Annotated in this window: 19 protein-coding genes; 15 read left to right on the top strand and 4 right to left on the bottom strand. The window is 60.7% G+C overall.

Annotation, left to right across the window (positions count from 1 at the left end; genetic code table 11):
- Positions 1-114 precede the first annotated feature (114 nt).
- Both ACR0NJ_RS06545 and ACR0NJ_RS06540 read right to left on the bottom strand, forming a co-directional pair.
- Positions 115-1,221 carry a ParB/RepB/Spo0J family partition protein gene (locus ACR0NJ_RS06545; RefSeq protein WP_480816327.1) on the bottom strand — a complete coding sequence of 369 codons (1,107 nt, stop codon included), beginning with the start codon at positions 1,219-1,221 and terminating at the stop codon, positions 115-117.
- Entirely contained in the window at positions 1,218-2,525 is a 1,308-nt protein-coding gene (locus tag ACR0NJ_RS06540) for an AAA family ATPase (protein ID WP_480816326.1), read from the bottom strand. Before ACR0NJ_RS06540 ends, ACR0NJ_RS06545 begins: the two co-directional genes overlap by 4 nt.
- Positions 2,526-2,993: 468 nt before the next feature.
- On the opposite strand from ACR0NJ_RS06540, the gene ACR0NJ_RS06535 reads away from it, so the two are divergent.
- A complete protein-coding gene (locus ACR0NJ_RS06535) occupies positions 2,994-3,677 on the top strand; it encodes a DnaA N-terminal domain-containing protein (RefSeq protein ID WP_480816325.1) in 684 nt (227 codons plus the stop codon).
- Positions 3,678-3,682: 5 nt separating this feature from the next.
- On the opposite strand, the gene ACR0NJ_RS06530 is transcribed toward ACR0NJ_RS06535, so the two are convergent.
- Positions 3,683-4,561 carry an amidohydrolase family protein gene (locus ACR0NJ_RS06530; protein WP_480816324.1) on the bottom strand — a complete coding sequence of 293 codons (879 nt, stop codon included), beginning with the start codon at positions 4,559-4,561 and terminating at the stop codon, positions 3,683-3,685.
- Entirely contained in the window at positions 4,558-5,559 is a 1,002-nt protein-coding gene (locus ACR0NJ_RS06525) for an ester cyclase (protein ID WP_480816323.1), read from the bottom strand. Before ACR0NJ_RS06525 ends, ACR0NJ_RS06530 begins: the two co-directional genes overlap by 4 nt.
- 164 nt (positions 5,560-5,723) lie before the next feature.
- On the opposite strand from ACR0NJ_RS06525, the gene ACR0NJ_RS06520 reads away from it, so the two are divergent.
- The 14 genes from ACR0NJ_RS06520 to ACR0NJ_RS06455 all read left to right on the top strand — a co-directional run bounded on the left by ACR0NJ_RS06520 (position 5,724) and on the right by ACR0NJ_RS06455 (position 19,718).
- Positions 5,724-6,797, top strand: a complete 1,074-nt coding sequence (locus ACR0NJ_RS06520; RefSeq protein WP_480816322.1) for an ABC transporter ATP-binding protein — start codon at positions 5,724-5,726, stop codon at positions 6,795-6,797.
- A gap of 48 nt (positions 6,798-6,845) precedes the next feature.
- Positions 6,846-8,057: an ABC transporter substrate-binding protein gene (locus ACR0NJ_RS06515; protein ID WP_480816321.1), complete on the top strand. Its 1,212-nt coding sequence runs from the start codon at positions 6,846-6,848 to the stop codon at positions 8,055-8,057.
- Positions 8,058-8,123: 66 nt separating this feature from the next.
- Positions 8,124-9,146 (top strand): carbohydrate ABC transporter permease, encoded by a 1,023-nt coding sequence (locus ACR0NJ_RS06510; RefSeq protein ID WP_480816320.1) that lies wholly within the window; start codon positions 8,124-8,126, stop codon positions 9,144-9,146.
- A gap of 1 nt (position 9,147) precedes the next feature.
- Positions 9,148-10,302 carry a carbohydrate ABC transporter permease gene (locus ACR0NJ_RS06505; RefSeq protein WP_480816319.1) on the top strand — a complete coding sequence of 385 codons (1,155 nt, stop codon included), beginning with the start codon at positions 9,148-9,150 and terminating at the stop codon, positions 10,300-10,302.
- A gap of 4 nt (positions 10,303-10,306) precedes the next feature.
- The gene (locus tag ACR0NJ_RS06500) at positions 10,307-10,837 is read left to right on the top strand and encodes an ester cyclase (RefSeq protein ID WP_480816318.1); all 531 of its coding nucleotides are present in this window, start codon (positions 10,307-10,309) and stop codon (positions 10,835-10,837) included.
- Between the two features lie 10 nt (positions 10,838-10,847).
- Positions 10,848-12,179, top strand: coding sequence for a histidinol dehydrogenase (gene hisD / locus ACR0NJ_RS06495; protein WP_480816317.1), 1,332 nt, complete (start codon positions 10,848-10,850; stop codon positions 12,177-12,179).
- A gap of 48 nt (positions 12,180-12,227) precedes the next feature.
- Positions 12,228-13,283: an ester cyclase gene (locus tag ACR0NJ_RS06490; RefSeq protein ID WP_480816316.1), complete on the top strand. Its 1,056-nt coding sequence runs from the start codon at positions 12,228-12,230 to the stop codon at positions 13,281-13,283.
- A complete protein-coding gene (locus ACR0NJ_RS06485; protein WP_480816315.1) occupies positions 13,283-14,047 on the top strand; it encodes an SDR family NAD(P)-dependent oxidoreductase in 765 nt (254 codons plus the stop codon). The genes ACR0NJ_RS06490 and ACR0NJ_RS06485 overlap by 1 nt, the downstream gene beginning before the upstream one ends.
- Entirely contained in the window at positions 14,047-15,090 is a 1,044-nt protein-coding gene (locus tag ACR0NJ_RS06480) for a LacI family DNA-binding transcriptional regulator (protein ID WP_480816314.1), read from the top strand. The genes ACR0NJ_RS06485 and ACR0NJ_RS06480 overlap by 1 nt, the downstream gene beginning before the upstream one ends.
- The gene (locus ACR0NJ_RS06475; protein ID WP_480816313.1) at positions 15,087-16,076 is read left to right on the top strand and encodes a nuclear transport factor 2 family protein; all 990 of its coding nucleotides are present in this window, start codon (positions 15,087-15,089) and stop codon (positions 16,074-16,076) included. The genes ACR0NJ_RS06480 and ACR0NJ_RS06475 overlap by 4 nt, the downstream gene beginning before the upstream one ends.
- A 151-nt stretch (positions 16,077-16,227) precedes the next feature.
- On the top strand, positions 16,228-17,190 hold the full coding sequence (locus tag ACR0NJ_RS06470) for a cupin domain-containing protein (protein WP_480816312.1): 963 nt from the start codon (positions 16,228-16,230) through the stop codon (positions 17,188-17,190).
- Positions 17,191-17,206: 16 nt separating this feature from the next.
- Complete coding sequence (locus ACR0NJ_RS06465; protein WP_480816311.1) at positions 17,207-18,334, top strand: cobalamin-independent methionine synthase II family protein; 1,128 nt, start codon at positions 17,207-17,209, stop codon at positions 18,332-18,334.
- Positions 18,331-19,026 carry an alpha/beta fold hydrolase gene (locus ACR0NJ_RS06460; RefSeq protein WP_480816310.1) on the top strand — a complete coding sequence of 232 codons (696 nt, stop codon included), beginning with the start codon at positions 18,331-18,333 and terminating at the stop codon, positions 19,024-19,026. The genes ACR0NJ_RS06465 and ACR0NJ_RS06460 overlap by 4 nt, the downstream gene beginning before the upstream one ends.
- Positions 19,023-19,718, top strand: a complete 696-nt coding sequence (locus ACR0NJ_RS06455; RefSeq protein ID WP_480816309.1) for an RraA family protein — start codon at positions 19,023-19,025, stop codon at positions 19,716-19,718. Before ACR0NJ_RS06460 ends, ACR0NJ_RS06455 begins: the two co-directional genes overlap by 4 nt.
- Positions 19,719-19,795 lie beyond the last annotated feature (77 nt).

Here is a 19,795-nt window from a genome sequence, read left to right as displayed (position 1 = left end):
ATGGCTAATCCGCCGAGGACACGCCGACCGAACCGTGGACACAAATGTTCAAACGCAAAACGCCGGGCTTATTACCCGGCGTTTCGTTCAATCCGACAATCGGCAACCACTTTCTTACCCGTGGGTAAGATCGTCTTCCTCCTGCAGATCATCAATCAGGACAGCAATAGCCCGCTCCAGTTTTCCGCGATCTACACGCGTGAAATCCAGATCATACCGCAATTCGATGCGCCCGCTTGAGGCAGAGCATTTTGCGACCCCTGCCCTCCCCGATACCTGGAACGTTGTCTTTGCGCGGCGTGTCTTGCTCGCGCCAGCCGAGGCCGGTTTCTTTGCTGCCACGGGTTCGGATTTGACAAAGCTCCGCAGAATCTCCACTTCACGCGGACCGTCGCGGTCCGGCTCATTTCTCAACGCAGTGCTGACCTGACCGACAAGCCCGGGATTGGCGTCAAGTTTCCGCTTAAGCTCGACCCCCACATTGCGCGGGATGTCATTGGGGTGCTGCAACACCTTGTCCAGCATTACCAGCAGGCTGGCAAAGGAGCGGATATAGCTGCGTTTCGTGTAGCTCGCGGATTTGAACAGGATCGCCACCGCCTTGTCAACATCAGCGCAGTCGTTCGTCGGGTCTTCAGCAAAGGCCCGCGCCAGCGCCCCCATTTCGGCAAATGAGATATCCTTACGGATCAGGTTTTCGTCCACCATGCGTCGGTAGCTGTCGTGCAACCCGGCGGCCTCGGAAATGCCCGCAGGAATTTTGGCGTAGAGATCATCGCCGGTTTCCGTGTGCAACGCGCGATAGGCCGACAGCCGACGCATGCCCTGGATCAGGTCAAACCGGCCATCCGGGCGACGTTCCAGACGGATCGGGTTTGACAATCCGATATCCCGGATCGACTCTTTCAACTCGTCGAGATCGGGGTCGGGGCCGGGCTTGCGGTCGCGGGTCAGTTTTTCCGTCACCACATCCGCCAATGCCACATGTTCCGTGACCAGGCCCTCCGAACGGAGCCGGACCAGTTCGTGCGCCAGACGGTCATTTTCAGCGCGGATCGTATCTTCGGTTGATTGCTGATCGCGCAGTGCATCCGCGTTTTCGGAAATGGCCGTCGCCATCGGACCGCGCCGTTTCTCCAGCACCTTGTCGGGGATTTTGCCGACCGGGATGTCCTCCATTGCTGGCATATCGATGTCGAACATTCTACGTTTACGGCTCATGCGTCATCCTCCAGCTTGTCCCAGGCGGTCAGCATCACGCCCCGGAATTCTTCATACACGTTGTCAAAGGTCGAGCGCGCGCGGCGCCAGGTCTCGCGCGTCATCTCGCGGTAATCCATCTCGTACACCGAACTCAGGAACCGGCCCGATTGCTCGACGGCGCGGGTCATTTCCACCGGGTGTTCAGCGACATGTTCGCCGAACACCTTTTTGAACGCGTCAAACATGGCAAGGTGAAGGGCGTTGCCGGGCTCGTATCGCGTCAGCAGAAAGCGCAGTTCGCAGAAGGTTTTCGGCAGGCCGATCTTACCCGTGGGTAAGGTCTTGTCGAACCCGTAGGCCAGATCCTCCAGCGCTTCGGCCAGCTGACCGATGAACGAGGTGGTTGAGTCGTATTCCCAGTAACCGGGGCCCGAAGGGATATACAGCATGTCTGCGGCAAACACCGCATTCATGGACTGGTAACCAATCGCCGGGGGGCAGTCGAACAGGATTAGGTCATAAGCATCATCGGGGATTTGATCCAGATAGCGCGACACGGCGGCGAAGAACGACCATTCGGGGTTCAGGTGCCGATACTGCGCCGAGGCGAATTCGACAAAGGCCGCGTTGGCGCAAGACGGGATGGCGTCAATGGTCGACCACGACGTCTGCTTGATGAAGTCGGAAATGCGCAGATCACCAAGACCCATGCCGGTGATTGAAGGCGGCAGTTCGCGGCGGGGCAGCGCGGTGCCCGACTCGGCAGCGGCGGGGCGGTTGTTCATCCGCTCGGTCTCACGGATCAGGTCGCGGGCCATGATGCCCCAGACGGTGAAATCCTCGGCCACGTCGGTCAGGCCCATGGAATGGCTGAGCGTCGCCTGCGGGTCGAAGTCCACCACTAGAACCCGGTAGCCATCCAAAGCCGCGGCGTGGGCCAAATGCAGCGCCACGGTGGACTTGCCCGCACCGCCCTTGAAATTGGCCACCGCCGCGCGCATGGCGCGTTTGCCGGCAGGGCGGGGGGGCATCAGGGATTTGCGGTTTACCTTCAGCCGGCGGCGCAGCTCATTCACCTCTTCCAGGCTGAACCAGCGCTGGCGGCCATCGGGTTCGACCTCACCGCCCGGCAGGGAGGGGTCGGCGGCCAGCTTGCCGCGAAAGGTGGACTGGTTCACCCGGAAGATCAGCTCTGATACCTCCCAGCTTGAAAACCGGCGGAGGGTTTTCTCCATCTCGGGGCTGAAAGTCTGCTGGCGAATCCAGCCCTGCATCTTGAGCGACTGGTTGCGCAATGCGTTCAGGTCTTCGTGCGTGTACATGCCTCGGGTCTCATTGTTTTGGACGCTAAATGTTATGTGTTTTCTATTTACGCTTGATTTGCGCTTTACGCAAAAGAAATTATGATCATAGTGTGATCTTACCCACGGGTAAGAAAATAAGGGCCGTGGGCGTGCGAACCGATTCGGCGGACATGGGGCCGAAACCGAGCGCCGCGGTGGACACCGACCTCAAGATTTAGGGGGTCGCTCTTGGTAGTTGCGGTGCATATAGGGGGACAAAAGGGACCAATAAGGGGTCATCTAGGATGTCCCCCATCACCAATACTTCACCCTTTTTCTTTATTTGATTTGAGGCCAAAGGGTCGCCAGACCGCGCCATTTTCACTCTCTGCTTGACAGAATCGAAGCTTTGGACGCTAATCAGGGCATCAAAGCGAAAAGCGTTGGCAAACGGCGCTGAACTGGCGGAAACATCCGTCTGAGGCAGACAGTACGGTGAGAAAAGGAATGCAGGTTGCCAAACCCGTCGGGCGCAATGCACCGGCTCTGAAATATGACATTCTGTCGGCTCTGGCCGTTCATGCCTTGTCGGGCGACAAGCACCGGCAGCGCAGCATTCTGCGCATCGTTGCGCTGATCACCACCCGGTATAATTGGCGAAAGAACGAAGTCTCGATCGGGCGCGAGGAGATTGCCCGACTCTGGTCAGTGAACGAACGCACGGTGAAACGCGAGATGGCCAAGTTTCGGTCCATGGGCTGGATTATGGTCAAACGCCCGGCGGCACGGGGGCGAGTCGCGGTTTATGAACTGGATCTGAAGCAGGTGATGATCGATACATCCGAGGTCTGGCCGGTGATCGGCCCGGATTTTCAGGCGCGAATGCAGGATGAACCTGAGGCCGAGACCAATATCGTTCCGTTCCAAGTCCGCCCTCCGACGCCCGAAGGTACCGGTGCCGAAACCTGGAGCCAGGTTCAGGCGATCTTGCACGGGCGCGACCCTGAACTTTGGGCCAGCTGGTTCCAGCATCTGACCGAGGCCGATCGGGCCGGGGGCGTCGTCACCCTGCTGGCCCCGTCGCGGTTCATGGCTGATTACATCGCGCAGAAGTGGACCGGTCGCCTGCTGGCCGCTTATAGCCGCGTGGACCCCGAGGTGCGCTCCTTACGCTTTGAAACGGTCGAATAGGGTGCCTAGGGGGCGGCGAAACGGTAGAATCGCGCGGCTGTTTCGCCGAAGACCTCTTGCTGATACCCGTCAGGAACCAGCGTGCGGTATCGCGAGATCAGGTCGGCGTAAGACGAGGACAGGCTGTCGACCGGAAAGTTCGAGCCGACCATGCAGCGATGGGGCTGGAACTGGGACAGGCAGGTCTCGACAATGGGCCGGACGCTGTCGGCGGAGCAGTTTTGATCGAACATCCCGAGCCCCGATAGTTTGCAACAGACCTGCGGCAGCGCCGAGAGACTGCGCAGGGCGCGGGACCAGCGCTCGATCCCTGCTACTGAGCGGTCGTGCGGGGAGCCTGCGTGGCACAGGGCGATTTGGGTGTCGGGGGCTTTGGCCAGCACGGCGGCGGTTTGCTCCATCAACTCCGGCAGCAACTGCAGGTCGAAGGACAGGCCACGGTCGCCTAACTTCCTGAGACCGCTCAGGAATCGCGGATTGGTCAGCAGGTCGTTAGTGCCGGACGTCATGTCCTCACCCGGTGAGCGGCCAATGATCTGGCGCACGCCGCGCAGCGAGGGCAGGGTTTGCAACCGGTCAAGCTGTGCGCTGAGGTCATCTGCGGTCAGGTCGCAAAACGCCACCTGAACCAGCGGCCAGCCCGGGTTCGCGTCGGCGACGGTTTGCAGCCATTGCGCCTCGACCCAGGGGTCGGCGGCCCCGACCTCAATATGGACCGAGGCGGTGAACCCCGCCGCTGCGGCGTCCCGGCGAAATTCGGGCAGCAAGTAATCGCGCTGGATGGGTGCGGGATCGCCGAAGAAGCGGACCGCGCCTTTCTCCATCAGCCACGGATAGTGGACGGCGTTCAGATCCCAGAGGTGGTGATGCGCATCGACCTTCATTGCGGTTCAAGCCCTGTTGTGCGGGCCAGAATATCCACGCCCTGTTGGTTCCAGAAATGCAGAAGGTCAATGAAGATCCAGTTTTCCGCCAGCTTGTCGTCTGCGCGGCGATAGATGTCGATCACTCTGAATTCTCCGGGTTTTTCGGTTGCTGGCATGCCCATGAAGCCGCCTGTGGGGATGGCGGTGAAGTTGGGCCAGCCGAAAAAGCCGCCATAGTGGCCCTCGGCCAGACGGCAGATGTGGCGGGTTTGGGAGCGTTCGGCGAAGGCGGCGCGGAAGGGGCCCGAATGCTGCTGCGCGTAACGGTCGATCGTGTAGGTCGCGCCGATCCCCTCGGGGCCCCACCAGATCATGTCGTCATGCCAGGTGCGGGCCAGTTCCTCGGTCAGGGTCAGGCCGCTGTTCCATTGGCCGAGGTCAGAGATCATGGCGTTGATCGCCGCCAAGGTCCTAGCGCTTTCCTCCTCGGGCTGGTCTTCGGTCAGGATGCCGTCATGGGTCTTTGGTCCGGGCTGGACCAGATGGGCGGCGGTTTGCGGGGGGAAGGGGTTCTGGCCCGCCTGAACCATCAGATGGGGGATGTCGAAATACATCGCCGTTCCGGCGATCTGCCCCTGCGACACGCGATGAAACTCGCAATAGCGCAGAAAGGCCATCTTGCCGGTGGGGCGGATACCCAGCCACGGGGCGTCAAACAGGCCCATCAGGTGGCCCATCGAGACCACCCAGACATCCTCGTCTTGGTCCAGAGAGTTGCGACCGGCGAAGAAAATATCCTGTCGGCGCTGCATTCGTTTCAGGCTGTGTTTCAGCGGTTGCCAGAATTTTTTGGCAATCGCCTGCGCGCCGGTGATTTGGTCGAAGGGATGGAAGCCACGCCAGATCATACCTTGTGCGCAAAACTGCTGAATTATGCCTACAAGATTTGCATCGTCCGCTGTTTCAAGGGCGTCGTGAAAGGCCAGGATCAGGTGTTTCTCTTTCTGGAAGCTCACAGTTTTTCCGTTCTTCGTCACACTGTTAGAGGGGGCGATGCAGGCTTTTGAATCGCCGTTTCGGCTTATTCTTGCATACGTATGCAAAAAAGTCTTGCCTGATTTGATGTATGCGACTTACAGTTTTGCAAACGTATGCAAACCGAATCCTTGCAGGGGGCACCATGGCGGAAATTCAGCTGCGCAATGTCGGCAAGCGGTGGGGGTCCTTTATCGGGGTCCATAATTTCGACCTGACAATTGCAGACCGGGAGTTTCTGGTTCTGCTGGGCCCCTCGGGATGTGGCAAGACCACGACGATGCGCATGATCGCGGGGCTCGAGGATGTGAGCGAGGGCGAGATTCTGGTCGATGGCCGGGTGGTCAACGATCTGGAACCCAAGGACCGCGATGTGGCGATGGTGTTCCAAAGCTACGCTTTGTATCCCAACATGAATGTCTATGAGAACATTCGCTTCCCGCTGAAAGTGCGCGGCATCGACCCGGCAACCCATGACGACAAGGTGCGCCGCGCCAGCGCGATGGTGGAACTGGACGATTTCCTGCATCGCAAACCGGCTGAGTTGTCGGGCGGTCAGCGGCAGCGTGTGGCGCTGGCCCGCGCCATCGTGCGCGAGCCGAACGTGTTCCTGATGGATGAGCCGCTGTCTAACTTGGATGCCAAGCTGCGCGTCTCGACCCGGGCGCAGATCAAGAACCTGAGCCATGAACTGGCGGTGACGACGATCTACGTGACCCATGACCAGATCGAGGCGATGACACTGGCTGACCGCGTGGTGGTGATGAAGCAGGGCGTGGTGCAGCAGGTCGGAAGCCCGACCGAGATCTACGACCGCCCCGCCAATACCTTTGTCGCCAGCTTCATCGGTTCGCCCGCGATGAACCTGATGGACGGTGAGGTGTCGGGCGGAGTGTTTCGCGCCGAACATGTCGAGATTCCGGTCGATGCACCCGACGGCCCGATGACGCTGGGCTTCCGCGCCGAGGATGCGAGCCTTGCGGACGGGCAGGGCCAGATCACCGCGCCGATCTACACGCTGGAACTGCTGGGCGACGCGACCATGATCTCGGTCCGGGTGGGCGGCGCGCTGGTCTCGGTCAAGGCCGACAAATCCTTCCGCGCCGAGATTGGCGAAAACGTCTCGTTCTCGGTGCCGACAGAAATCTGTCACCTCTTCGAAGCTGGAAGCGGTGCGCGGATGGGGGAGCATCCCCAACAACAGCCCGCACGGGCATAACAGCGGTCCGGGCGTCGACGACGGACCGATCCTGACAGGGAGAAACGCATGAAACTCAAGACGATCCTTTTGGCAGGGGCCATGGCCATCGCCGCAGGCGGTGCATCAGCGGCCTGTTCCTATGAAAACGAAGTGCCGCTGAAATCGCTGTCCGCCGGGTTCGAGGCCTGGAAAGCCGTGACCGATGCAATGGCCGAATGCGGCAATTTCAGCGCCTCGCTGGATCAGGAATTCCGCGAGAAGCAGCCCGAGGCGTTTGCGGCCAACCCCTCGCTCTATCAGATCGGCGGCGTTGCGAATGAAACCATGATCCCGCTGCTGAATGCGGGTACCATCCGTCCGCTGGACGATCTGGTTGCGAAATACGGGCAGGACCTGTTGCCGAACCAGCTGATCAAGGTGGATGGCAAGGTGATGGCGATTGCCATGATGGTGAACGCGCAGCACCTGATGTATCGCGATGATGTTCTGGCCGAACTGGGCATCGAAGAGCCCAAGACTTATGACGACGTTCTGGCCGCCGCCGCCAAGATCAAAGAGGCGGGCGTGATGGAATACCCGATCGGCGGCACCTTCAAGACCGGTTGGAACCTCGCGCAGGAATTCGTCAACATGTACATGGGCGAAGGCGGGGCATTCCTTGGCGAAGGCAATATGCCCGCGATCAACAACGAAAAGGGCATCAAGGCGCTTGAGACCATGAAGGCCATGACCGAGTTCATGGACCCGGAATATCTGGTCTCGGATTCCACTTACGTGCAGCAGCAGTTCCAGCAGGGCAAGATCGCCATGGCGAACCTGTGGGCCAGCCGCGCGGCTGCGATGAATGATGAGGCCGAAAGCCAGGTTGTGGGCAAGGTCACCATGGCCTCGGCCCCGATGGGATCGACGCGGCCCTCGACCACGATCTGGTGGGACGGCATCGTTCTGGCCTCGAACATGAGTGATGACGAGGCCGACGCGGCCTTCCGTCTGGTGATGGAAGGGATCGACGGCGACATGGTCAGCGCCAACAATGACACCGCCGTCTGGCTGAGCGCAGCCTACCAGCCCGGAGAGCTTGCGGCAGGTGCGGCAGCATCTGCGGAGAACGGCGCCGGGGCCTATCCGGCCAGCGCCGCGATGGGTGTGCTGCACAGCGCATTGGGCAACGGTCTGGCCGATTACCTGACCGGGGCCAAGGATGCGCAAACTACGCTGGCCGATATCGAGGCGGATTACATCACCGCCGCGAAAGAGGCCGGTCTGATCAGCAACTGATCATCTCAGGGGAGGGCTCCGGCCCTCTCTCATTCCCAACCCGAGAACCATGAGAAAGGCAGAGCCATGAATTTCCGGACATTTGCCGCCTTTGTCGGCCCTTCTGTCTTTATGATGCTTCTCTTTATTGCGTTCCCGCTGGCCAGCGTGTTCAAGCAAAGCTTCTACATCACCCAGCCCGTCTATGAGACGGTCGAGGTGGAAACCTGCACGCCGGGTTTCCTGACCCAGACCTGCGTGACCGAAGAGAAATCGCAACCCAAGCTGGACGAACACGGCGAGGTCATCACCCAGACCGAATATGTCGGCCTGCAAAGCTATCGCAATGTTCTGGAGCCGGAACGTGCGTGGCGCGCGATTTCCAACGGAGAATGGAACGTTCTGTCCACGATCAACTTCTGGAAGGCGCTGCGATTCACCGTGACCTTCACGCTGATCACCCTGCCGCTTGTCGTGGGCTGCGGTCTGGGTATTGCGGTTCTGATCAACAACGCCGCCCGGTCGATCAAGGGGCCGGTGATCTTTGTCTCATTGCTGCCTTTCATCATCACGCCGCTGATCGGGGTTTTGTCGATCAACTGGCTGTTCAAGGGGGATGGCATCCTGATCTCGATGATGGAGTGGTGGCTGCAGCGCGACATCGCATTGTTTGCGCAGGCCTGGACGATCGAGCTTCTGATGATGCTCTACCGTGTTTGGCACGTGGCACCCTTTGCCGCAATCGTGTTCTATGCGGGTCTGCAGACCGTCAATCAGGACAGTCTGGAAAGCGCGGTGATTGATGGCGCGACCCGCTGGCAGCGGATGAAATACATCGTCATCCCGCATCTGATGCCGCTGATCATCTTTGTGTCGATGATCCACCTGATGGATGCCTTCCGCACCTTCGAAGAGGTCGTCGGCTTCTCGAGTCAGGGCTATGTCATCTCGCTGCAATGGCTGACCTTTGATTTCCTGGTGCCGGATCAGGCGGGCAACCGGTCGATCAGCCGAGCCTCGGCCAGCGCTATGCTGACCATGATCGGCATCGTGATCCTGCTTATCTTCCCGCTGCGCCGGACCTGGCGTGATCATAAAGGAGGCCACTGACATGTCCTCGCGTGCGCTTCGCCAACCGTTCAGTCTGCGGCTGACCTCGAACATCTTTCTGGCGTTCTGGTGCCTGGTTGCCGCGTTCCCGATCCTTTGGATTGTGGTGATGAGCGTCAAATCCCCGGTGGATGCCTATGACAGCAATGCGCTGAACGTCATCTTCGGCCCGGCGACGCTGGCGACGGGGAACGGGTTGTCGATCCTCGATATCATTCTGGGGATCGTGGTGATCTGGGTCGGGGTGATCGTTGCGACCAAAACACTGCCGTCCATGGTGGTGTCGTACTCGAAACCCGGGCAGCAGTGGTTCGGGTGGATCATCGGCGTGTTGGCAACGCTGATCGGCTTTTTGCTGGTGTTCTTTGTCATCCTACCTGCCGTGTTGAACGTTCTGAACCCGCTGTTCGGCCCGCTGGGGCGGGACGTTCTGGGGCTGACGACTGAACACTACAAAACGGTCTGGGTGGATCGCGGGTTTTCCAACAACTTCAAGAATTCTCTGATCGTGACCGCCGGGGTTGTCACCGTCTCGCTGACCGTGGGCACGCTGGCGGGGTATGGTCTGGCGCGGTCGGGTTCGACTTTGGCCTTCTGGATTCTGATCATTGCGCTGATATTCCGCGCCCTGCCGCATTCGGTGCTGGTGGCGGGTTATCTGCCGGTCTTCATCAACTCGGCCGAGTGGCTTAGCCCGATCTTGGGAGACAACGCGCCGACGCTCTATGGCAAACCTTTTGCGGTGATCGCCGTGCTGGTTGCGATCAACCAGCCGTTTACGATCTGGATGCTGCGCTCGTTCTTCCAGAACATCCCGTCCGAACTGGATGAGGCCGCGCGGGTGGACGGGTGCAGCCATTTTCAGGCGTTTCGCCGGGTGATCATGCCGGTCATGTGGCCGGGCGTCATCACCACGGGCCTGTTCAGCTTTTTGCTGGCTTACAACGATCTGCTGGTGACCTCGCTGCTGCTGGACGCGCAGAACCAGACGATGGTTCCGGCCATCGTGGGCATGTTCAACCGTGAAACCACGACCACCGATCAGGTAGTTGCGGTGGCTGCGGCGGTGTCGATCACCGCGCCGCTCTTCTTCCTTGTCATGATCTTCCAACGCCAAATCGTCAGCGGTCTGACCGCAGGCGCAGTAAAAGGATAAAGAAATGAAGGGTTCCCGCCCGGAACAAGCCGTTCTGACCCGCGATACGGACATGTCCAAAACGGATGAAACCCGCCGCGTGATTGAGACGATGGTGGATGGCCTGAACGACCACCGCATCGACGATATCGGCGAGTTCTTCGCCGACGGGTTCCGCTGGCTGGGCAATCAGGGCTGCGGCACCAAGACCGGCCTGAAAGAGTTTCAGGAAAACTGGCAGCGTCCGTTTCAGGCGGCGTTCTCGGACAAGGTCTGTGTTGATGAGGCGCGTCTTTACATGGGCGAATGGGCCGCCGCCTTTGGCCGGCAGGAGGCCACGCATTCGGGCGAATTTCTGGGTATCGCGCCCACCGGCAGGCGGGTCGAGATCCGGTACATGGATTTCTGGAAAGTGGTGGACGGCAAGATTGTCGACAACTGGGTGAATGTGGATTTCGCCCATGTCGCCGCGCAACTGGGCGTGGATCTGTTCAACGGCGAAGGCTGGGAAGCCTATGACCGGGGGGACAAGACTCCGCCCCGGCCCGAAAACTGAGGATTGGAAAATGGCAATCGAGTATCTTAAACGCGGCAAATCTGACGCTGACCGGGCCGAAGACGATGCCAAAACCCGCGCTGTTGTGGAAGCGACGCTGAAAGGCATCGAAACGCGGGGCGACGCGGCGGTGCGCGAGTTGAGCGAGAAGTTCGACAATTACGCGCCTGCCTCGTTCCGCTTGTCGCAGGCTGAGATCGACGCGCTGATCGGGCAACTGACCGACCGCGAACTGGCCGATATCAAATTCGCGCAGGCGCAGGTTCGGAACTTTGCGCAGGCGCAGCGGGATTCAATGCTGGATATCGAGATCGAGACCCTGCCGGGTGTGATCCTTGGGCATAAGAACATCCCCGTGCAGTCCGTGGGCTGCTATGTCCCGGGTGGCAAGTTCCCGATGGTGGCCTCGGCGCATATGTCGGTGGCGACGGCAAGCGTCGCTGGGGTGCCCCGGATCATTGCCTGCACGCCTCCGTTTCAGGGCAAGCCGAACCCGGCGGTGATTGCAGCGATGCATCTGGGCGGCGCGCATGAGATTTATGTGATGGGCGGCATTCAGGCCATCGGCGCGATGGCTTTGGGGACCGAGAGCATTGATCCCGTTCACATGCTGGTCGGCCCCGGCAACGCCTTTGTGGCCGAGGCCAAGCGGCAGTTGTTTGGCCGGGTCGGGATTGATCTGTTCGCTGGTCCGACCGAGACGATGGTAATCGCGGATGAGAGCGCCGCCGATGCTGAGCTGTGCGCCACTGACCTGCTGGGGCAGGCCGAGCATGGCTATAACAGCCCCTGCGTTTTGCTGACCAATTCGCGCAAGCTGGCCGAGGAGACCCTTTCGGAGGTTGATCGCCTGTTGGGCATTCTGCCGACGGCCGGAACCGCGAAAGTGTCTTGGGACGAATATGGCGAGGTGATCGTCTGCGACACTTACGATGAAATACTGCAGATGGCTGATGACATTGCCTCAGAACATGTGCAGGTGATGACCGACCGCGATGACTGGTTCCTTGAGAATATGACCTGCTATGGCGCGCTGTTTCTGGGGCCGCGGACCAATGTCTCGAACGGGGACAAGGTGATCGGGACCAACCACACGCTGCCGACCAAGAAGGCGGGGCGGTACACCGGCGGGTTGTGGGTTGGGAAATACCTGAAAACGCACAGCTATCAGAAGGTTCTGACCGATGAGGCGGCGACGCTGATCGGTGAATATGGCTCGCGCCTTTGCATGCTGGAAGGGTTCGTGGGCCATGCCGAGCAGTGCAACATCCGGGTGCGTCGCTATGGAGGGATCAACGTGCCCTACGGGGAAGCAGCGCCCTATCGGGAGGCGGCAGAGTAGGGGGCTCTGCCCCCGGCCTTCGGCCTCCCCCGGAGTATTTTGGAAAAGATGAAGTTGGATAGGCACAGTCAGAACAAGGGTCTTATCGCGCCGCTGCGGGCGGCGATGTATGACTTTTCCGAGGACGGAGTGCGCGGGGCGCTGGCGGAGGCGAGTGCTCCGGATGCTGTGTTCAGGCTGTGCCATCCGTTTGGGGACAGCATCGGCAGTGAGGCGTTTTTTGATACCGCGTTTCAGGACCTGTTGGGGGCCTGGCCCGATCTGGAGCGGCGCGATTACATCGTCATGGCTGGGCCGGATGGGGACGGCGCTGACTGGGTTGGATGTGGTGGCTATTACACCGGCACGTTCGTTGGGCCGTGGCTGGATATCCCTCCGACCGGTCATCAGGTGACCATGCGATTTCACGAGTTCTTTCGGTTCGAGAAGGACAAAGTGATCGAGATGCAGGCGCTTTGGGACATTCCCGAGGTGATGATGCAGGCAGGTGCCTGGCCTATGGCCCCAAGTCTGGGGCGCGAGTGGCATGTGCCAGGTCCGGCGACGCAGGATGGGTTTGTGCCCGGACCTTATGATGCGGCAAAGGGACAGGCAACGTGTCAACATATCGTCTACATGCTGGATCACCTGAAGAAACACCCGTCAGAAGGCGGCCCCGAGGTGATGGAGATGGAGCGGTTCTGGCACCCTCGAATGAACTGGTACGGGCCGTCTGGGATTGGCACCGGGCGGGGCTATGCCGGGTTTCGCAACTGGCACCAGATTCCGTTTCTGAACGGCATGCCGGATCGCGGGCAGTATGTTGATGAGATCACCTATCACTTCTTCGGCGATGGTGACTATGCGGCTGTTACGGGATGGCCCAACATGATCCAAACGGTGACCCATGACGGCTGGATGGGGATTGCGCCCTCGGGCAAACGGATCACCATGCGCAGTCTAGATTTCTGGCGGCTCGAGGATGGCCGGATTCGGGAAAACTGGGTTCTGGTCGATTTGCTGGACGCCTACCGGCAACTTGGCGTTGACGTTTTTGCCCGACTGCGGGAGTTCAATAAGGCCCGGAACATGGGCCCTATTGAGATACCGGATGGAATGAGCTGATGACTGACTTGCCCCGCACCCCTTCATTTTCGCTGGACGGCAAGACCGCGCTTGTAACCGGCGCGTCCTCGGGCATCGGGCAAGGCTGCGCCGTCGCTTTGGCCGAGGCCGGGGCGCATGTGGTTTGTGCGGCGCGCGGAGCTGACCGATTAAACGAAACCGTCGCGGCATTGCAGGCGAGGGGATGGTCGGCCGAGGCTGTGGTGGTGGATCAGGGAGATCTGGACGCCTTGCGCGATGTGTTCGACGGGCGCGTGTTCGACATGGTGGTGAACTCAGCGGGGACCGCGCGCCACAGCGCGGCGGTTGAGACCACGCCCGAAGATTTCGATGCGGTGACAAGCGTTAATCTGCGTTCGGCCTATTTCCTGTCGGCTTATGCGGCGAAGGCGTTGATGGGCGCGGGCAGGCGTGGGTCGATCATCCATATCTCCAGCCAGATGGGCCATGTGGGCGGGGTGGATCGGGCGCTTTATTGCGCCACCAAACACGGGCTTGAGGGGATGGTGAAGTCCATGGCCATCGAGTGGGGCAAGCTGGGTATCCGGATCAATACGGTCTGCCCGACCTTTATCCGCACGCCGCTGACTCAGGCCACGTTCGACAACCCCGAGCGGGCCGCCTGGATCATGGACAAGATCAAGCTGGACCGGGTGGGCGAGGTCGAGGACATCATGGGCGCGGTGCGCTATCTGGCCTCGGACGCCTCGGCGCTGGTGACCGGTACGTCGATGCTGATTGACGGGGGGTGGACGGCGGACTGATGGCTGAGAAAGTCACATCGCTTCAGGTTGCGCAACTGGCTGGGGTCAGCCAGTCGGCGGTCAGCCGGGTGTTTACGCCAGGAGCCTCGGTCAGCAAAAAGACCGAGGAGAAAGTGCGGAAAGCCGCCACCGAGCTGGGCTATCGCCCGAACGTGCTGGCGCGCGCGATGGTGTCGGGCAAAAGCCGTATCATCGGCTTGGTGGTCGGGTATCTGGATAATTACTTCTACCCCGAAGCGCTTGAGAAACTGTCGAACGGTCTGCAAAAGCATGGCTATCACGTCCTGATCTTCATGGCTTCGAGGTCGGCGGGCAATATTGACAACGTGATGGAGGAGATCCTCGACTATCAGGTCGATGGGGTCATCCTTGCCTCGGTGCCCATGTCCTCGGATATCGCGACGCGGTGCCAGCAGGCGGGTGTGCCGGTGGTTCTGTTCAACCGCAGTCAGGATATCGACGGGATTACCACGGTTGCGTCCGACAACTATGCCGGCGGCCGTAAAGTGGCTGAGTTTCTGCTGGCCGGGAGGCATGAGAAAATCGCCTATGTCGCGGGATGGCAAGGGGCCTCGACCCAGCGCGACCGCGAGGCCGGGTTTCGCGCGGCGCTAAGCGATGCGGGGCAGGACCTGTTTGCCCATGATGTTGGCGATTTCCACACCGAAAACGCCCGCGCCGCCGCGCGCCGGATGTTTGATGTGGCACCTGACCAGCGGCCCGACGCGGTGTTTGTCGCCAATGACCATATGGCGCTGGCGGTGATGGATGTGATCCGGTTCGAACTGGGCCTGCGCGTGCCCGAGGATGTCTCGGTCGTGGGCTATGACGATGTGCCCCCGGCGGGCTGGCCCGCCTATAATCTGACGACGATCCGGCAGCGGGCGAACCTGATGGTCTCGGAAACGGTCGATGCGCTGTTGACCCATATTCAGGACCCGGCGGTGGCCGAGCCGCGCAAAGTGGCGATTGACGGGCCACTGATCGTGCGTACCTCGGCCCGGTTGCCCAAAGGATGGACCCCACAAAGGACGAACACATGAAAGGCTTTGATCCCAAGTTCCGGGATTTTCCCGATTACATCATCGGTATCACCAAAGAGATTTGGGAAGACCGGGGCATCGCGACCCTGCATGACTATTACAGCAAGGATATCGTCGTGCGCTCGCCCGGTTCGGTGGTTCTGGGCAATCAGAACGTGATCGGCGCGACCATGGCGACACTGGCCGAGTTTCCCGACCGGCAATTGCTGGGCGAGGATGTGATCTGGTCCGGCACGCCGGAAGAGGGGATGCTGAGTTCGCACAGGATTATCTCGACGGCGACGCATTTGGCCGAGGGTGTATATGGCAAACCAACCGGCACGAAACTGCGCTATCGGATTCTGGCGGACTGTCATGCCATCGACAACCAGATCAACGACGAATGGCTGATCCGGGATCAGGGTGCCATCGTCCGGCAGATGGGGTGGGAGCCCAAGGAGTACGCCGCCGACCTGATCGCCCGCGAGGGCGGGTCGGAGAATTGCGTCCGGCCCCTTACGCCCGAGATCGACCAGCCCGGCCCCTACAAAGGCCGGGGCAATGACAACGAATGGGGTCAGCGTTACGCGGATATCCTGACCCGGATCATGGGCGCGGATATGGGTGTGATCGAGGCCGAATATGACCGCGCGGTGCAGTCCGAATATGTGGGCGGCATGACCGGCCATGGCTGGGACCCGGTGGATCGATTCTGGATGGGCTTGCGCGCCAGCTTCCCGAATGCCGAGTTCCGGATCGACCATCAGATCGGACGCGACGATCCGCAGATGCCGCCGCGTGCCGCGCTCCGCTGGAGCCTGTGGGGCAAGCATGACGGCTGGGGCGTGTTTGGTGCGCCAACCGGGGCGCAGGTTTATGTGCTGGGCATCAGCCATGCCGAGTTCGGGGCCTTGATCGGGGGTCAGCCGCAACTGCGGCGGGAATATACGCTGTTCGACGAAACCTCGGTCTGGAAACAGATTTTGCTGCAGAGTGGGGAAAGCTGAGTGACCGCGCGGGTTTCGTCTCTGAATGCCAGTCACGCGGCGCGGCGGTTTCATTGTCATCGCGCGTCTCTCAGGGCGCGGCGGCTGAACAATCGACCTCCCGGAGGGTGGGGATTGATCCCATTGCCCTCACATTCAAGGAGATAAGGTCATGAGCACCATCCAGCAACGCATCGTCCGCTACGGCGAATTGAAACCCTGCAAAACCGCCTTTATCGACGCCCATACGCCGGGTAGCGATCAGAAGGAAAACTTCACCATCATTGGCGGCGGGGTGTCCGAGTCGCCCGACCAGCACGTTCACATCACCGACAAGATCGGTTTTAACATCGGGGCTGCGGGCCAACCGCCGAAGTGCCGCAACTCACTGCACAGCCATACAACGGCTGAGGTGTTCTTTGTCGCCAAAGGCCGCTGGCGGTTCTTTTGGGGCCGGTATGGTACGGCGGGTGAGTTCATCGCCGAAGAGGGCGACATTTTCAATATCCCGACTGGCATCTTTCGCGGGTTCGAGAATGTGGGGCAGGACTACGGGATGATCATGTCGATGCTGGGCGGCGACGATGCGGGCGGTGGTGTGACATGGGCCCCGCAGGTCATCGAGGACGCGCAGGCGCATGGGCTGATGCTGGGCGATAACGGCGTGCTCTATGACAGCAAGAAGGGTCAGGAGCTGCCCCATAACGTGCGCCCGATGCCATTGTTGACCGAGGAGGAACTTAAAGCTTATCCCGAGGTGCCGGTTGAGGCGGTGATCGGCAAATACGTTGCGCGCTACTGGGACCTGATGGCGCTGGCCACCGACAAGCCTGCTGTGGTGATCGGTGAAAACGGTCTGATCAAGGACAAGCCGGGGTTCGAGGTCGATTTCCTCGGGCGCGGCTCTTGCGTGGCGGAGCCGGTGGCGGCGGGCAAACCGGTCGTTCTGATGCCCGCCAGCGGCCATTGGCGGATTTCGGTGGACGGGTATGAAAGCACTTTGTCCGTGGGGGACACCGCGCTGGTCCTGCCGGGCGAAGCCTATAGCGTGCAGCCTTCGATGACCGGGCAGGCGGGGCTGTACCGGATCACGGCAACCGACGATCCTGCGGGTGCGACCTGGACCGGCAACTGAGCAAAGGAGACCCCGCATGACCAGAATTGAGACCACGCATGTGGGGTCTTTGCCTCGATCTCAGGCGGTTGTGGATTTCATCTTCGCACGCGAGCGCGAGGAAGCCTACGATGCCGCTGCTTTTGATGCCTGCATGGCCACCGCCGTGTCGGACACCGTGCGCAGGCAGGTCGAGGCCGGGGTTGATATCGTCAGCGATGGCGAGACCTCCAAGATTTCCTATGCGACCTATGTCAAGGACCGCTACACCGGCTTTTCCGGCGACAGCCCGCGTAATGCGCCTGCTGATCTGAAGATGTTTCCCGGGTTCCTGCAACGTCTGGCCGATGATGGCGGCACGCCGCAATATGCGCGGCCCATGTGCACGGGTGAGGTGCGGTCGAAAGGGCAGGGAGAGTTGCAGAAGGACATTGCCAACCTCAAGGCGGCGATGGCGCAGCATGGGGCCGTGCGTGGGTTCATGAATGCGGCCTCACCGGGTGTGATCTCGCTGTTTCTGCAGAACGATTTCTATCCAAACCGTGAGGCCTATCTGGCCGCCTTGGCAGATGCGATGAAAGAGGAATATGAGACCATCGTGGCCGCCGGGCTGGACCTGCAATTGGATTGCCCAGATCTGGCCCTGTCGCGGCATATGCTGTTCACTGACCTGTCGGATGAAGATTTCGTCAGGATCGCGGATATGCATGTCGAGGCGCTGAACCACGCCTTGCAGAACGTTCCTCAGGACCGAGTGCGGGTGCATATCTGCTGGGGCAACTATGAAGGCCCCCATTGCTGCGATATTGCGATGGACACGGTGTTCTCGACCCTGATGCGCGCCAAATCCCGCTATGTTCTGTTTGAGACATCGAACCCGCGCCATGCCCATGAATGGACGGTGTTCCGGGACCGCCGGTCCGAGATTCCCGATGACAAGGTGCTGGTGCCGGGGGTTGTCGATACCACGACCAATTTTGTCGAACACCCCGAACTCGTCGCCCAGCGGATCGACCGCTTTGTCGGGATTGTCGGCGCGGACCGGGTGATTGCGGGCAGCGATTGTGGCTTCGGCACTTTCGCCGGGTTCGGCGCGGTTGATCCCGATATCGCCTATGCCAAGCTGGCTTCACTGGCGCAGGGGGCAGAGCTGGCGTCCAAATGATACCGCTGATCCTTTTGCCCGGCATGATGTGCGATGCGCGCCTGTTCGGCCCGCAGAGTGATGCCTTGTCCGGCCGGGTGCCGCTGATGAGCTTCCCGCTGTCCGAACACAACAGCGTTCAGGCGATGGCCGCGCATGTGCTAAGAAACGCTCCGCCCGTCTTTGCGCTGGCGGGGCTGTCCATGGGCGGGATCGTCGCGATGGAGGTTGTCCGTCAGGCCCCCGACCGGGTGAACAAGATGGCGCTGATGGACACCAACCCGCTGGCTGAGACTGATGCGGTGAAAGCGCGGCGCGGCCCGCAAATGGACGCCGCCCGCGCGGGCCGTCTGCGTCAGGTGATGCGGGATGAGATGAAGCCCAACTATCTGGCAGACGGTCCCCGGCAGGGGGCCATTCTGGATCTGTGCATGGCGATGGCGATGGATCTGGGGCCGGATGTGTTCCTGCGCCAGTCGCAGGCCCTGATGACCCGCCCGGATCAGACGGAAACGCTGGCCGGATACGACGGCCAGACCCTGATCCTGTGCGGTCGCGAGGATGGGCTGTGCCCTTTCGAGCGGCACGAATTGATGCATGATCTGATGCCAAACAGCGTGCTTGAGATCATCGAAGGTGCCGGGCACCTGACCACTCTGGAACAACCTGACAAAACAACCGCGGCGCTGATCCGCTGGCTGGAGGCCCCATGACACCATCCCTTCTGGCTTTGCTGCGCAAGGTCGACACGCCCACTGTCTGCAACGCCATCGAAGTGGCGCAGGGCAAACGCGGGTTCGACCGGTTCACGCGCGGCACAATGCTGTGTTCCGCCCCGGCCGAACCTGCCGTCGTCGGCTATGCCCGCACCGCAAAGATCGCCGCCGTCCAGCCGCCATCCGAGGCCCCCGACATCATCCGTCAGCGCCGTATGGACTATTACCGGTATATGGCCGAAGCCTCCGCACCCTCGGTCGCGGTGATCGAGGATGTGGATTACCCGCACTGCATCGGGGCTTATTGGGGTGAGATCAACACCAGCGTGCACAAGGGGTTCGGCATGTCTGGGGCCCTGACCAACGGCGTCATGCGCGATCTGGGCGATCTGCCCGAGGGGTTTCCGGTGGTTGCAGGCTCGGTCGGGCCCAGCCACGGGTTTGTGCACGTCCGGGAAATCGACACACCGGTCTCGGTTTTTGGTCTGACGGTCCATCCTGGTGATCTGATCCATGCGGACCGGCATGGCGCGCTGGTCATCCCCGGCGATCTGGAGGGGCAGTTGGAGGCTGCGATCGAAAAGATGGTCTCGACCGAGCGGATCGTCCTGGACGCGGCACGCGCGCCCGGTTTCGATTTCGACAAGTTTCAAGCCGCATGGGCCGAGTTCGAGCGCGCCCGGGTGTGACCGGGTTCAGCGTCCGAACCGGGTGATATTGCCGTCTGACGGCTTGGCTGGTATTCTAATGGCGCACCATTGGAGAT

The organism is Ruegeria sp. F11 (genome assembly GCF_056533855.1).
The sequence above is the reverse complement of the archived record's forward strand: the minus strand, read 5'-3'. Positions and strand labels throughout refer to the sequence as shown.

Coding starts and splice junctions, on each gene's coding strand:
- ACR0NJ_RS06545 (WP_480816327.1), bottom strand. CDS start 1,221: ATGAGCCGTAAACGTAGAATGTTCGACATCGATATGCCAGCAATGGAG.
- ACR0NJ_RS06540 (WP_480816326.1), bottom strand. CDS start 2,525: ATGTACACGCACGAAGACCTGAACGCATTGCGCAACCAGTCGCTCAAG.
- ACR0NJ_RS06535 (WP_480816325.1), top strand. CDS start 2,994: ATGCAGGTTGCCAAACCCGTCGGGCGCAATGCACCGGCTCTGAAATAT.
- ACR0NJ_RS06530 (WP_480816324.1), bottom strand. CDS start 4,561: ATGAAGGTCGATGCGCATCACCACCTCTGGGATCTGAACGCCGTCCAC.
- ACR0NJ_RS06520 (WP_480816322.1), top strand. CDS start 5,724: ATGGCGGAAATTCAGCTGCGCAATGTCGGCAAGCGGTGGGGGTCCTTT.
- ACR0NJ_RS06515 (WP_480816321.1), top strand. CDS start 6,846: ATGAAACTCAAGACGATCCTTTTGGCAGGGGCCATGGCCATCGCCGCA.
- ACR0NJ_RS06510 (WP_480816320.1), top strand. CDS start 8,124: ATGAATTTCCGGACATTTGCCGCCTTTGTCGGCCCTTCTGTCTTTATG.
- ACR0NJ_RS06505 (WP_480816319.1), top strand. CDS start 9,148: ATGTCCTCGCGTGCGCTTCGCCAACCGTTCAGTCTGCGGCTGACCTCG.
- ACR0NJ_RS06500 (WP_480816318.1), top strand. CDS start 10,307: ATGAAGGGTTCCCGCCCGGAACAAGCCGTTCTGACCCGCGATACGGAC.
- hisD (WP_480816317.1), top strand. CDS start 10,848: ATGGCAATCGAGTATCTTAAACGCGGCAAATCTGACGCTGACCGGGCC.
- ACR0NJ_RS06490 (WP_480816316.1), top strand. CDS start 12,228: ATGAAGTTGGATAGGCACAGTCAGAACAAGGGTCTTATCGCGCCGCTG.
- ACR0NJ_RS06485 (WP_480816315.1), top strand. CDS start 13,283: ATGACTGACTTGCCCCGCACCCCTTCATTTTCGCTGGACGGCAAGACC.
- ACR0NJ_RS06480 (WP_480816314.1), top strand. CDS start 14,047: ATGGCTGAGAAAGTCACATCGCTTCAGGTTGCGCAACTGGCTGGGGTC.
- ACR0NJ_RS06475 (WP_480816313.1), top strand. CDS start 15,087: ATGAAAGGCTTTGATCCCAAGTTCCGGGATTTTCCCGATTACATCATC.
- ACR0NJ_RS06470 (WP_480816312.1), top strand. CDS start 16,228: ATGAGCACCATCCAGCAACGCATCGTCCGCTACGGCGAATTGAAACCC.
- ACR0NJ_RS06465 (WP_480816311.1), top strand. CDS start 17,207: ATGACCAGAATTGAGACCACGCATGTGGGGTCTTTGCCTCGATCTCAG.
- ACR0NJ_RS06460 (WP_480816310.1), top strand. CDS start 18,331: ATGATACCGCTGATCCTTTTGCCCGGCATGATGTGCGATGCGCGCCTG.
- ACR0NJ_RS06455 (WP_480816309.1), top strand. CDS start 19,023: ATGACACCATCCCTTCTGGCTTTGCTGCGCAAGGTCGACACGCCCACT.